General features: G+C 59.9%; 6 protein-coding genes and 1 pseudogene. 4 read left to right on the top strand and 3 right to left on the bottom strand.

The annotated features are described in order from the left end of the window. Positions 1–163: 163 nt before the first annotated feature. The 3 genes from KFO72_RS11095 to KFO72_RS11085 all read left to right on the top strand — a co-directional run bounded on the left by KFO72_RS11095 (position 164) and on the right by KFO72_RS11085 (position 8,375). Positions 164–6,289 (top strand): hypothetical protein, encoded by a 6,126-nt coding sequence (locus KFO72_RS11095; protein WP_225032067.1) that lies wholly within the window; start codon positions 164–166, stop codon positions 6,287–6,289. 33 nt (positions 6,290–6,322) lie between these two features. After that, positions 6,323–7,792 (top strand): hypothetical protein, encoded by a 1,470-nt coding sequence (locus KFO72_RS11090; protein ID WP_225032066.1) that lies wholly within the window; start codon positions 6,323–6,325, stop codon positions 7,790–7,792. Positions 7,793–7,853: 61 nt separating this feature from the next. Further along, the gene (locus KFO72_RS11085) at positions 7,854–8,375 is read left to right on the top strand and encodes a papain-like cysteine protease family protein (protein WP_225032065.1); all 522 of its coding nucleotides are present in this window, start codon (positions 7,854–7,856) and stop codon (positions 8,373–8,375) included. Positions 8,376–8,626: 251 nt separating this feature from the next. On the opposite strand, the pseudogene fliP reads toward KFO72_RS11085, so the two are convergent. Then, positions 8,627–8,748, bottom strand: a pseudogene (fliP, locus tag KFO72_RS42490) (flagellar biosynthetic protein FliP); the annotation flags it as partial. A 636-nt stretch (positions 8,749–9,384) separates the two neighbouring features. Here fliP and KFO72_RS11075 point away from each other — a divergent pair. Beyond that, a complete protein-coding gene (locus KFO72_RS11075; RefSeq protein WP_225032064.1) occupies positions 9,385–12,147 on the top strand; it encodes a restriction endonuclease in 2,763 nt (920 codons plus the stop codon). A 294-nt stretch (positions 12,148–12,441) separates the two neighbouring features. On the opposite strand, the gene KFO72_RS11070 is transcribed toward KFO72_RS11075, so the two are convergent. Beyond that, positions 12,442–12,957 (bottom strand): hypothetical protein, encoded by a 516-nt coding sequence (locus KFO72_RS11070; protein WP_225032063.1) that lies wholly within the window; start codon positions 12,955–12,957, stop codon positions 12,442–12,444. Beyond that, positions 12,950–14,548: an anti-phage dCTP deaminase gene (locus tag KFO72_RS11065; RefSeq protein ID WP_225032062.1), complete on the bottom strand. Its 1,599-nt coding sequence runs from the start codon at positions 14,546–14,548 to the stop codon at positions 12,950–12,952. The genes KFO72_RS11070 and KFO72_RS11065 overlap by 8 nt, the downstream gene beginning before the upstream one ends. Between the last annotated feature and the right edge of the window lie 65 nt (positions 14,549–14,613).

Here is a 14,613-nt window from a genome sequence, read left to right as displayed (position 1 = left end):
GGCGGAAGTCGGCGACCGGATCATGCTCGAAAAGCACTTCCTTATTCAGGGCGCGACAGGCTGGGGGCGCGCGACCGATGACGACTGGATGGCGACGCTCGCCTCGCGGATCGCGCAGATTCTCGACCCGGCGCGTCTGATTTCGGAGGGACTGGAGCAGGCGATGGCGAACATTCCCGTCGCGCTCGCCGCGCCGGAACCGCGCACCGGCGACACGGCCAGCTATTACGAGGTGCATCGGACGCTTCTGGATGCGGGCAAGCGGGCGGCGCTGCGCCAGGCGCTGGCGACCGTCTATTGGCTGGTTCTCGCGCCCGCCGCAAGGGCGACCGCGAGCGCCATTCCGATGCCCGTCGCCGTCGCGCGGGGCGGCGCGACGCAGGACAAGCGCGACCTCCTGTTGCGACTGACGGCGCGCGAGGCCGCGCTAGCCGCTCATCCGGATTTCGATAGCAGTGCATTCCAGGTTTGGTCCGACGAGCGCATCTGCGTGCTGGCCGGCATTTCGCGCGATGCCTCCGTGCGCGTGCAGACGACGCTCAGGGACATCCACGCGCCCGATGATGCGCGCAAGTGGCTCATCTCATGGTGGGCCGGGCCGCCTCCGGATCTGCCGCTCGGTCCGGACCCGCTGCCGCTTTTGCGCCTGTCCGGCGTGCGCTGGGACATCGCCGCGAAGTCGTTCGTCGCCGACGCCTCGTTGCAATCCGGCTTGCTCGATCTGAGCAAGCTGACCGATGCTTCCGCGCAGTCCTTGGACATCGGTCTGAATCTGAAGAACTCGACCGCCGGCATGACTTTGGTCGCGACACTGAAATTCGGCGATGGCACGGTGGACGACGTGACGGCTGAATGCCCGCTCGATGGCGGCGAATCATCAGTCATCTTGACTATCAAGGGAGATGCCGGATCTTCGGCCGGGACGTTCTCGGTGAGGTTCAGCAAAGACAAGCAGTACGACAACGCTATCACGCACGCCCCGGCATTGCAGCGCCATGCGTATGTGGAGTTGTCGCTCAAGAATCCGCCGGCCGGTCAGATGATGGCCGTGTCGTTCAGCGGGCTGCCCGAGGGTGTGGTCGAACGGTTGTTCGCCGGCATATCCGGGCAGGCGCTGCGTGACCATGCCGCATTGCTGTATGCGTCTGCGTTCATGCAATACATTCTGGCCGGCGTGCTTCCGACCGGAACCGCATGGGCGGCGGTTCAGGCCGTCGCGGTCACGGACGGGCAAGCGCCGCCCACGCCGGTTCCGCCGCTGAGCAAAATCTCCAATGTTCTGAAGGCGTGGGTGCCTGCGTCTCTCGCCACGGCTCGCGCGGCGATCAAAGGTTTTACGGACGCCGATTCGAACATTGCCTTCCTCTTCGATCAGGCCATCGGGCGCGCCATCGAAAACGCCAATGCCGCCGCCGACGCATTCGTGCCGCCCGATTCGGGTCTGGCCACCGGACGGGGCATCACGATGAAGGCCGCGCCGATTATCTTTCCCGTCGATCAGCCGCAGCCGGTCGACGACAAGGAAGACCTCTGGAGCATGTTCGCGGGGCTGGGCCTGCTCGCCGGACGCTCGAACGGCACGAGCGACCCGCGCGACACGATCGTATGGCCGACCGACGACGCCTGGCACAGTCTGAACGTCGCAGAAATGCATGTCTTCGATTCCACTCAGCAGGGACCGGCCGCAATCGACTTTATCAACGATTCCACGCTGGTTCGTCCGGAGCCCTACGATCCCGTGCCCGTTCCGGTGTGCGAACTGGGCGGCGTACGCGGCGGGTGTGTCACGTACAGCAACCGGACGCTCATCGGCGAGATGGTGCATGATCCCCTGCATCAGCAGCCCGATTCGACGCGTGCCCGCAAACGCACTCAGGCCTACGCCTTCCCGCCGTTTGAGCGCGGCAAGGTCAAGCTTCCATCGTTGTGCTTCGGCAAGCTCTACTTCTTTCTTCCCTACCTGATCGGTCATGGCGGCGCGCTGCCGGTCTGCCTGCGCGATAAAGCGGAAATTGCCACGAAGATGCGCGGCAAGGATACCTGGTTCGTCCGAGACGACGGCAAGCAGGTCGCCAAAAATGAAGTGCGCGACAATCACGACGGAACCTTCACCAGCATCGAAGACGGGAAGCCGGTATATCAGGCGGGCCTCAGGATCATCCTGTCGAAAGGCCAGTTGGAAGACGATCTTCCGGCGGGCCTGAAAGCGGACAAAGTTATACGGCAAATCGACTACCGGCGCACGACGCCCGTGAGCGCGCCGCGTCTTGACCTGCGCGCGCGTGATCCGGCGCTGCCCGGCATACCCGAGAACGTGCCGCCGCTCGCGTCCGAGATTCCGATCGCACCGGCTCCCATAACCCTGCGGCCAAACGAGGCCGTGCTGTTCTATCGCAACAAGGAAGCCACCGAAGGCGTGCTCGAATTCGACACGGCGGACCCGTCGCAGCGAGCAGTGCAGATCGATATAGGCGGCTTGCCGGCTGGCTCGACGTTGAGCGGCGGAGGCGCTTTGCCTGCGCGCCCGAGTCTGGACATTGAAATTTTCGGCCGCCATGCCAATGGATCCCGCTTCAGCATCACGGTGGCCCGGATCGATGCCAAATATTGGCCGCAGGATAGCTCGCTCGGCATACGCCTGACGCTCGGCGCACACGGCGTGGCCTTGCTGACGGAGCAGCCGCCCGACGCCTTCGTCGAGCGTCCGGCCAGCTTTGCCTTGCTTGGTTCGACGCTGGGAACCGGGGACGGCCGCATCAGCAAGGATGCGGTCGATATGTCGGACTGGCGCAGCTTCGGCATCGGTCTGAACCGTCCGGCGCTCGAAGGCGTCGATGCATATCTCACGCCGCCGGCTGCATCCATCGGACGCGTGCAGTTGGATCACGACCAGGCCTATGCAATTCCCGACGCGCGGCTCCTTCCGCCCGGCGAGACAGCGCATCAGAAGCGCGTGATTCACGTGCTCGACGGCATCCTTCCGGCCACGAAAAGAAACAACAGAACGATAAGCTTCGTACTGCGCCGTCCCGATGTCGAATTCTCCACGTATGAGCGCTGGATCAATTGGACGATGACGCCGGACGTCACGCGCGCCCTGAATCGCGTGCATGACCGGCTGGTGCTCGAACCGAGCGTGCCCGGGGCCGACCTGACACTCGACGATCCCGCCGTCGAGCGGCTGGTGGTGGAATGCGTGCAGTTGTTTCCCCGGCGCAGATCGCTCGGTCGCAGATTCATCAGGAATGCGGAGTGGACGGGAACGAAGGCTTTCGCGAACCCCTTCCGCGCAGCGGACGATACCGCCCCCGAGGTGGTGTTCAAGGTGCAGGTCGCGGAGCAGGACGGCTTCTTGTCGGGCGAGCCGCAGGCCGTCGTCGATACCGTGAGTGTCGTGGCCGGTTCCATCTATGAGTTGCGCTTCTACGGCGCGGTCCCGCTGAACCGGCAGCGTTTCGCGGAGCCGAAGCCGGGAGCGCGCTTCGGCCCGGGCGTGTGGGAAGGACTGCTGTGCCATGCGGATATTCCGGCATCGGCGTCGGCATCGGACACCGACAACGTGTTCCGGCTGGGCGCGCCGCTCACGCTGACGATCGAAGTTGCCACAGCGGCCATGCCGCCGCTGGCCGACCAATACGATCCGCTCGACATCACGCGCACCATCCGTCCGGATCGCGGCGATGTCGCCACGACGCGCCTGCCTCTGACATACGTCGGAGATCCCGGCGACGAGGCGCACGGCCGCGCCATGAACTACCAGTTGTTGCGCTATGTCAGTCAGGTTGCGTTGCTTAATCAGCGCTGGAGCTGGCGCGGTCGCACCCTGCCGTCGCTGCCCGACCTGTCGAAGCTGGGCGATCAGGCCTTACGCATCGACCAGGCGGCGACGCGCGATTTCGAGGACATCGCGTTCATCGATCGCCGGGTGGACGATATCGGCGTCATCGAGGAGGCGCGTCTGCAACTCGCTCATGTGCTGCCGCCCGCCCGCACGCAGCACGCGAGCTTGTCGCCGATGTTCCTCAAGGATCTGCAATATCGTGGCGGCGCGAACTGGTGGCGATTCGCCTTGCGCGCGACTAGCCGTTATGCGGCGATGCGGCCGGACATCGACCTCGTGCGCTTTAGCCATCGCATTCCGCGTTCGTCGGATGTGCAGTGGCACACCTTGCTCGTCCGGGACCGCGATACCGGCCGCGTGCCGAAGCGGCCCGGTCTGATGCTCGTGCTTCCGCTCACCGAATGTCTGTTGTCCGATGCCGTGGTGCCACCGCTGCTGGCCATCTTCTCGGAGCCGATGTTTCCGGACTTCCATATCGGCGATGGTCTGGAAGCCACGCTGGAGTATGCGCGGCACCCGCTGCCGGACGTGCCGGTGTTCTGGGCCAGCGCCTTCGAAGCCGATCAGGCGGCGCGCCGGGCGAACCGGCTGAAGGACGCCGAAGCCGCGTGTGCGGGCGATCCGCAAAACGCGGCCTGTCAACTGGAGTTGCGGCGGGCGCAGGCGGACTTCGCGGATCAGGCGTGGTCGCGGCTGATGGTGATCGCCACCGCGGAAGCGGCCGGCGCGCAGCAGGATTTCGACGCGGCCAAACAGAAACTGGATGGTCCTCCGCCCATTACCGATCCGGTCGCAAGAGGCATCGCCGAACGGCAAGTCGAGATCGCCAAACAGAGGCTCGACTGGGCGACCGAGCGGCAAATGCAGGCCAAACGTGAAAGCGAGCTTGCGAGCGCCGCGAATGAACACGCGAACGCCGGCCAGCCGGATACGTCCAGCTGGAGGCGCATCGGGCCTGCCGACCTTCAGCGCTTCTGGCCCGAGATCGGACCGGATCCAGTGCTGACCGGTGAGGGACATGACGGCGTGCCGGTGCCGATCCGGCTGGACGGCCCGCTCGGCTACACCTTTGACCGCGAAACCGAAGCGCCGAGATTCGGCCGCTCCGGCTTCGTCGTGACGCCGGTGCCGCAGAGCGATGGGGCATCGGTGACGCCGGGCATCGCGCCGTGGACGCTGGCGCGCCTGAAATTCCGCCGGCTCGAAGCCATCGAAACGTCGACCAATTCGGGCATCGCGGTAACGGGGCAGGACTTGCTGTTGCGCTGCACTGGCGCGGCAACGTCCGATGACAATGACAAGCCCGTGCCCGAAGGTGTGCATGAGGGCGTCGTCATCGACTTTCCGGTGCTGAACGCGAGCGCGCCCGTCAATGCCGTGGTGCAGGTCGCGCCGGGCACGCATGGCAACGTTCCGACGACCTTGCGATATCTGCGCATCGTCGCGGAACTGCAAACAGCCCGGGTCGCGATCAGGCTCGACAGCGACCTCGGACCGGCCGGAAGCTTCTTATCGAAGATGATGCCGGCCGGCGTCGCGCGATTGCGCCTGGTGCTGTCCCAGCGCGATCCGCCGGAGGAAAGCGCCGACCCGTACGAACCCGTGGTGGATGTCTCCGTGCGATTGTGGATCGACGACAGAACGGAGGATGGTTCGGTGCGCTCGCAGGCCGGCGCGTGGCTGACGGTGGCCTGCCTGCCCTTGCTGGCCGGCGGCAAGAGCTTCCTTCCGGGAGCCCCCGTCTATGCGCGGGTGAAGCCAGTGCTGGGCGCTCAGGTTCCGGTCGACTGGCCGCCGGCCACGCAGCCGAGCGCTTACGGCGTCAGGCTGACCGCGTTTACCGCGCCGCAGTGGTGTCAATTCACGCAGGACGTGTCGACGTTCGAAGTCGTGACCAAAGAGGGCGCTGTGCACGGCGCGTGTCCGGTCTCCGCGCTCGTCATGACGGTGGGAACCGATGGCAAATCGCAATGGCCGGTGCTCAGCATACAAGGCGATGCGCTCGATCCGATCCCGCTGAACGCACTGCGCTGGCTGCCCGCCCGCTCCGACTCGCAACTCGCCGGCGAAGTCGCGCTGATCGTCACGCGTTATGTGCGCGACGCCTTCGACCGGGAGCGCGAGACGCCGGTGGCGATCTATCGCATCGTCGCAGGAAAGCCGTACGAGGCGCATGGCGCCGTACGGATCTGGCCCGCTGCGCAGCCAGGACAGGACACGATCGATCTCAGCGGACGCGGCAGAGCGCGCCTGATGACGCTGATGCGCTGGCAGAAAACGGCACCGGGCGGTGGCAGCACTGCCGACAAGCCGGCGGAGCCGCCGGCGAGTTTGCAGGACTACTTCGGTGAGATCGATGAAATCGGCATGGAGGCCAACGACGCCAGAGGCAGGATTCTTGGCATCTCGGCGGCGATCGACATCAACCAAGCCGGCGCGGTTTTTTAGCGGTCTCTTTGCGGTCTTTTCGGGAGCTACGACATGGCAACGCCTCAAACGACGTCCAATACCATCGTCATCTTGTGGTGGCTCACGCGCGACTGGAAGGCTGCTGATGGCCTCTCGTCGACCTTGCAAACGGCTCGCGACATGCTCGCGCCATCGATCCTCGCGCTCAATGGCGCCGGGTTTCCGCGACCCGACGCGGGAGCCAGGCCGGCGGACCCGTCCACCGACGCCGCGTGGCAAAGCTGCGCGGGCGCGGTGAGGAACGCGGCTACTTCACCATCGTACGGCAATTATGTCCTGCTGTGGACCTTCGATCCCGCCCAGCCGCTCGCGCCCAACGACCAGTCGGGCCTCGGTCTCAACTGGCCGTTCCTGCCCGCATCGCATGTGGACCGCTGTTCCGGGTCGATCCAGGACACGCCGGACGGCGTGCCGAAGCGCTTGTTCTTCTTTGACAGCCTCGATCCCGACGCGCCCGGGAAGGACGTCGATGTGAACCCGGGATTCTGGCCGAAGCCCGGCGCGGTGGCGGCGCAAGCGGCGGGCGCCGGGCAGGGCGCGAAGCAAGGAAAGGGCGCGGCTTCGTCCGACGCTATTCCCGCGCCCAAAAAGCGGTGGGCCACGATGCTCTTCGTGATATGGGGCGTCGCGAGCATTTACGTCACCCTGTGGATGTGGAACATCGTGCATTCCGTCAATCCGAAAGTGCCGGCTTTCCTGGACCACTTTTCCCGGATCTTTCCGAGCGTCATCGATTCGGATAACAAAACGTATTCGCTGGAGTGGCCATGGCTGATCATCATGGCGTCTTTCATGTTGCTGATCGCCGCCGTGGGGCTGTATCAGAAGGGCCTTTGGTTCGGCGCATTGATCGACAGCCGCAACAGCTTTAGTCTGTCGCGCACCCAGCAGCTGGCGTGGAGCGTGCTGCTGCTCGGCTCGCTGGCCGTGGTGGCATGGTTCAACGCCGCGTGGCTGGTCGTGAAGGGGCAACACCTCGATCTGTTCCCTACCATGGGCACGGCGCTTTGGGCCGCACTGGGCATCAACCTCGCGGTTTCGCCGCTCCTGCGCAATTCGGTCCTGACAGTCAAGAAAGACAAAGGCGAGAAAGAAAACGAGCAGTCCGACAACGCGCCCGTCAAACCGAAGGAACTCGTCACACCCGCGTTGCTGGACAAGAATCAGAGTCCGGCCGAAGCAAGGTGGATCGACCTCGTGATGGGCGAGAACGAAGGCACGCAGAATCAGGTCGATATCAGCCGGCTTCAGCATCTGATCATCAGCGGACTGCTTCTGTCGGGCTACTTTCTCAAGATGCTGGGCGCGATCTCCGGGCTATTGGTCGTTCCGGGACACGAAGATGATGTTTTCAAGACCATGCCGGATCCCGGCAACACCTTCATCGAACTGCTGGCGTTCAGCCACGCGGGCTATCTGATTTTCAAGGCGCGCAGCGCCGATGCCAGCAAGACCGGAAGCCAAGAGTCAAAGACTGCGTAATGGAGCGTCCTGCGCATCTCATCCCGACATAAACCTTTGAACTCAACCCAAGGAGACAGCCATGCCGCTCCCGTTTCAGGTGGAAGGAACGATCGAAGTGCTTGCTCAGCCATCGTCGCTGACATGCTGGGCCACCGCTTACACGATGATGAAGTCCTGGAAAGATCAGGCATCCTACGATATTCCGACGGCGCTCGGACAGGTCGGGCAGCAGTACGTCGATCTCTTCAACGCAAACAAGGCCTTGCCGGCGGACCAGTTCGGCCCCTTTCTGAGCAATGCCCGACTGTCGCATCTCGCGCCGGTCAACCTCAGCGTCGATGGCTGGCTCCATCAGCTCCAGTCGCATGGCCTGACGTGGGTCGGAACGATGAATTCCGTCAATCCCGGCGCGGGACTGCATTCGCGCATCGTGCAGGGAATGAGCGGCGACGGTAGCGCCGCAGGCACCAATATGCTGATGATCGACCCCGCCGGCGGCCAGACCTACGAGGAAGCGCTGACCGTGTTCATTCAGAAGTACGAGACGGCGTATAAAAACTCGGGGGACGATCAGTACATTCAGATTCGGTTTTTCGGGTAAGCGGATAACCGGCGATCCAGCGGTGGAGCTGCTCGACCTCGATGCTCATTGGGCCGCAGCTCGTTGCGCAGCAGAAAGTAGCCGCGGCCCGGGGTGATCGTTCGAATCGTGCGAAATCTGGCGGTTGCAGGGCGGAGACGCTTGCCCAACAAGGGTCCGCCGTTTCCTGGGATGTCGCGCGATCGTTATGCAAGCTGGAGGCCATTTTCCGTTCGAACCACGAGAATTTTACGATTCGAACGATTACTCCTACCTCTGTTTGGGCCCGGGCTTGTGTTGAACGCGGGCAGGCCAGTGGCCTGCGCGAACGACAGCGACGGGAGCGCCACATCAAAGGCGGCAGGGCGATTTGTCGAATGGCCATGGGCGACATCGGCCGTATCGGAAAGGGAAGGCATCGTGTGCAGCAGGCGCATGCCACCGGCACCGCGCCAAACATAAGCCAAGTCTCGCCGATCTGCACAACCGTCACGCGGTCCTTCCTGCCAGGCGACACGCCGTCGACCGTCCGGATGAGAGCGCCTTGCCGTCGGCGTTGGTGCAGATCGATTCCACCCCCCGTTTTGGCGCGCTCTCCTACAGGGGTGACCGTCCTTTTCGCGTCGAAAATGGCGGTTAGCTCTTATGGTGATGTCCTTGCCAATCAACCACTTAACCCCATCCGACAAGCGGAGTTTTTGGGCGAAACGGACGCCCAAGCGTGCTTCGCCCCTAGCTGGGAAGTCCCTTGTTTGCGCGTTGATCGACTGAATGAGATGTCCGGTGGGCCATCGCCCAGCCATAGCCACGGGCGGCCGGAACCCTCCCTTGCCGGATAAGCGTGTATCCAGGTGTCAAACGTGCCCACGTAGATCCGGTGCCCTCCTGAGTACTGCAATCTACGCGTCAAAGTGTCGTAATGTAAGTTATCGCCAGAACGCGTAGCTCGCAACCGCGCCTATCCCGTAGAATCGATGCCTAATATCATCTGGGTGGAAGTCACCTGCTGAACAATAACAACGAGAAGACCATGCTTGAGACGCTAGAGCTTGAAATCGAAGTAACCGTAAAGGAAGGCGATTCGAGTACTGCGCGAGGGAACCTGCTCGAAGCCCTATCCAAACGGGTACTTGTCGCAATGCAACACGACCACGTGAATACGAGCGTCAGAATCACTGGGTGTGAACTAGATGTAGTGGCCGCTGACCGACAGTCGGGTGCTAAGGTGATCGTAGAATGTAAGGCCTACCGTGACCGGACGATCTCGGCGGAAGTTTTGCGGAAGCTTCTTGGCACGCTCATGACAGACGACTTCCAGTCTGCTTGGCTCATTAGCACGGCGAAGCTGGGGAAAGACGCGTCGGGACTGGTTGAGAGCTTTCGTTCTAAAAGCATAGAAAAACGACAGCAACTCAGGGTCTACGATCCTGTTGAACTCATTAAGTTATTGATTTCAGTAGGGCAAGTAATTTCACCAGAAAAACTTGATTTGCCGAAATCACCACTGATACTCGCGACTCGAACACTGTTGATAACTGACATAGGCGAGTTCTGGGCCGTTTCGGCACTTGGAGAAACGTCCGGAGTTGCGGACACAGTTCTTGCATTCGATGCAAAATCCGGTCGACAAATCACAAACGAGGCCGTCGTGCAACAGCTTTCGGAGCGCGATTCTAATTTGCGGTCCTTACAGTGGGTCGCCGGAGCAGACGAACTGGTCGCGATCGGCGCTTTAAGTGATGCGTCTTTGCGTCAGGAGCTCGATAGTATTGCGTCTGTTCCGGTCGCGGATGACTGGTCAGACTATCGCCCGTCACGACCTGAAGACTTTGTCGGTCGTGATGATCTTTTGAAAGATATCGTTCGATATCTTGATGAAGTGCGAAATGGATCTACGAGCACGCGCCTATTGGCGATCAAAGCCCCATCTGGCTGGGGAAAGAGCTCGTTCCTGATCAAATTGAAAGCCCTGTGCTCTCAAGGGAAAAACAAGGATCGCATATTTCTTTACGCCGTCGATTGCCGCACCGCCAGCTCGCCGCGCTATCCCGAGCTTGCACTTAAGCGATGCTTCGACGAAGCGATCAAGGCGTCCTTCGTTGACGGTACCGTTGGAAGTTGCCGGGTCGCATCTGCTGGACATCCTTTCGCAGATGAGTCACTGCAGTCGACCCTTGCAAAATTGAAAGACCAAGATAAGATTATAGTACTTTTCTTTGATCAGTTTGAAGAAATCACGACGAAGCAGGAGCTTGCCGATCTGTTCGTGCAAGTGAAAAGTCTGTGCGCTGCTATTGAATCCGCTGGGGAGAACGTCGTTCTTGGCTTTTCTTGGAAGACGGACGGTTCGATTCCTGCCGATCATCCGGCGTACCACGTGTGGCATTCATTTTCGGATCGTCGGCGAGAATTTGAGCTTCCGTTGTTTTCAAAGCGAGATATATTGCAACTTCTCGGACGCCTTTCGCGAGAACTGCATCAGCCGATGGAGCACGGTCTGAAGAGGCTCCTTTCTGAGCATTGCCAAGGATATCCATGGTTGCTAAAAAAACTTTGTGTCCATGTCTTCCAAGTATTGCAGAGTAAGCCTGCACGGCAGCGTGAGCTTCTTGATCGTGCGCTCGATGTTGAAGCGTTGTTTCAAAGAGATTTATCCGATCTTGATGCAACGCAAATTGCATGCCTTGAGCGGATCGCGCGCGAGTCACCAGCGGATCACTTCAAAGTGGCAGAACAATTCGGTGATGGAACGGTAGCGGCTCTAATGCAGCGCCGTTTGATTGTGCGCAACTCTGGGAAGCTCGTTCTTTACTGGGACATCTTCCGAGACTATGTTTTATCCAAACAAGTTCCTGCTATTCCAACGCGATACGTTCCCGTTTCGTCGCCGGCTACAGCTAAAGTTGTCGTGGAGTCGCTGTCTACGTTTACCCAAGTTTCGACTATTTCTCGACATCTTGGACTTCAAGATGGAACTGTCGACAACGTTGCGAGGGATTTGGTGATGATGGGAGCATGTCAATATGATCGAAAGAATGCAAGGCTTCGACTTCTACATTCGTCAGAGAGAGAAACGCTTGCGGCAATGTTTAAGTTTCTTGCTTCTCACGCACTACTGCGAAAGTTAATTGAACAATTTGGCAAAGGATTTCGTGGTGTCTCAATGATGTCCGTGAAATCCACTTTGTCGACCGAATTCGCCCCTGGCGAGTATGCTGATCAAACGGTCGGTGCGATAGCAAACCGCCTCGTATCTTGGTTGCAAACATTCGGTATTGTGTCAGTCGACGGTGCAAACTTACTAAGCCACCAAGTAAAGCAAGGGGCACTGCACGGGTTGGTTCAGTTGAGAGTCGAACGTCGGCGCCGATCAGGTATTCGCCCCTTCGTCGGTGAAGCGCCGCCTGGCCGCGTTTTAGAGGTCTTGGCGGCATTGCAGTCGGACAGATATTTGGTGCAATCCAGTGATAGAAATGCACTATATGTATTGGTTGGTCTAAGACTGATTCAATCGAGTAAAGAGCCTGTCTTGCTAGAACGAGCGCCGAAAGGAAACGAAGTTTACTGGCTCGCGAGTAAGGTGCTTGCTCAGCCCACAATGAAGGTCGCGATGGAGTTAATTAGGCAGCGTCCTGATGCAGGGCCGGTGGAAGTAGCCGACCAAATCGAAGCGCTCGCAGCGCGTGGACTGTCGGAAGCGTCAAAGCGCAGATATGGCGGGGGAATACTGCTATGGGTAAATTGGCTTAGGGAAGTTTCCGGCACGAGGCAGGCACCGCTACCGATCTCATAAAGCGCGGCCGACGATGATTTGCCGCTGTTTTGCCCATGGAGGGAGGCTGTCTTTCTCGGATACAGCCTTATCTGATAGTGTTTCAGCGGTTTGCATAAATATCCAACGACAATTTCAAGGACCCTCGGAAGAGGGCAGTATCGACGATATGTCTCATCGGTGATGAAGACGAGCGACGATCTATTCGAAATTCGGTGGTACCGAAATCTGGCCGAGTCGGCTCGGCCGGATATCAGGACCAACAGGAACTGGCGCAACATAGCGAGACGTCGTGGAAGCGGCGTCTCGCCTTTCTTATAGTGCGATCAGATTGCGACCATAAGTCGAAACGCTGACGGTATCGGACGAGTCCATCTGATAGAGCATCGACGGTAGACACGAGCGAGCTTCGCGCAATCTACACTCCTCGTCGAAAATGATGGCGTACGGCCCCTCCGCACCGCCGGAACCCTGCAATAGCGCCTCCACAAACGGCAGCCATGCGGATGTGTCGCTCACATGCCCGAGAACGTCAACATAGGTAACGTTCCGCATCGAAAGATGCCGAAGAGCCAATGCCCGACCCGGAGCAATGAAATCCATGCGAGGCGCGACACGAACATCGAGTAACCATCTTGGCTGATAACGCCCAAGGAACACTTCAAACGCCTCTGGCGCTCGGAGGTCGGCTTCGTGCATTAAGATGACAGCCTTCCCGTCATCGAATGGCAGAGTCAACTGGACGCTGTCTTCAGGCACCAGTTCCGCGCATTCCGGATCGTCAGTCACAACCAGTTTAAGATGCTTTCGTGAAAGCACGCTTCTAGTCATCGTGACCACCATTTCCTATGAGCTGGTTTTCAACGTCCATGTAACTGAATCGCAGCAATTCAGGGCGAATCGATGCATCAGAATTCCCGAATTCCATCCTACCTGCAGAATCTTTCAAAGATCTATCTTTCAAAAATGCTCGTTTGTACAACCGTGGCGCCACCCCGGTAAAAGGCCGAAACAGCACGAATGGCGGCGGGTGACCTTTGCCGTTAGCATCATTATGAACCGTTTCGCTCGGCGGTTGCCAGTCGGCAGCATCGGTCGTAATAGCATCACCGTGCAGACTCAACGCCTTGCTCTTGAGATATGGCTCAATGAACTGCACCTCATCTACCCCAGCCGCGACAATGTGCCGTGCACAATAGTGGCAAGGGAAGGTCGTTACAAACATCCGCGTTCCGACGGTCGATGTTCCCTGTCGCCCGGCGGAGAGCAGTGCGTCCATCTCCGCATGAACCGCCCGACTAAACTCAAGCAGTCGTCCAACCCGAGTTTTCGCCAGCTTGGCCTGCAATGCCACGCCATCGTCTATGGCCTTCAACTCCGGAATGTCATCGATGATTTCCTGGATAATCTTCCGCTGCTCTTCAGTATTGCGGCAATGACCGCCCGCGACGGCACAGCGATGGTCGTATTCGTGATCGTTAAGCACGTCCATCCGGAAACCGCCCGCGTAAACGCCGCCACCGGCTCGCGGCACCTCGTTAGTACCGGTGGCCACCACATTGCCGGCTGCGTCCATCAGGGCTGCACCAACCTGCCTAGACAGACATGCGCTGCGCATTGCTGACCCGTGAGCATGAAACATCCCTGTTTCGTTCGGGCGAGGGCGAACGACCGACTTATGCGTCAGGATGTCGACGAGACGCCCCAACTGATCGGCGACGTCCCACTTGGGGTTGGGGACATCCGTGTTACCCTCCCGCACGAATCGGGATGGCGTATTGTCGATAAAAAAATCCGAAAGGTGAAATGTGTCTGTAACCTTTTGGCCGTGATCGTCGCGAGCGTTCTCATCCCGCCGCATGAAGTTTTCGATCTGCGGCATTGTCGAATCAGAGCACTTGGATTGTCGCAGGCGCTCCTTGCGCACGTCCTCGCTACACACGACGCCGATCTGGCAAAACGCATCCTGATAGACCTGACGCAACAGGGCAGTCTCGGCCGGATGTTTCAGGGAGTCGATGATGTACGCCTGCTTTTGCCCGTTCTCTTTGCGCAGTTTTCGCATCGGCTGCATGAGACGTATCGCCACTGCGGCCCTGTCCTCTGATTCGAGGCGACATCTGTCCCCCAAATCTTGCAGGGACTCCGCGCGTTTAAGCTTTGAACTATTGTCAATCGCATAACCGTGCTTGTCAGCCCAAGTCTCGATGACCGACGAAGCCTTGAGAATGTCAGCTTGGAAGCCCCCGCTGGTAAGCAGCGTTCTGAGCGCCTCTGCGACCCAACTGGTGCCCGAACCAGCGGGTCCAACAACCGCAAAGACATACTCGTTAGCGGCGGCTTCTTTCAGGGTCTGGCTGGAGTCCCGTCCAGCCTTGCTCTTCAAGGTGCTGACGGAGACGAGTTGCGGTTGGGCGCTCATTTTTTTCTTACGTTTATGTTGGTCTGCGCTGAATTTTACCTGCTAGCAGGGCGCCAATGATGGCG

Source organism: Paraburkholderia sp. XV, from assembly GCF_020177535.1.
Classification (GTDB): Bacteria; Pseudomonadota; Gammaproteobacteria; order Burkholderiales; family Burkholderiaceae; genus Paraburkholderia; species Paraburkholderia caribensis.
Note: the sequence above shows the minus strand (reverse complement) of the source record. Positions and strands in the feature narration are given on the sequence as shown.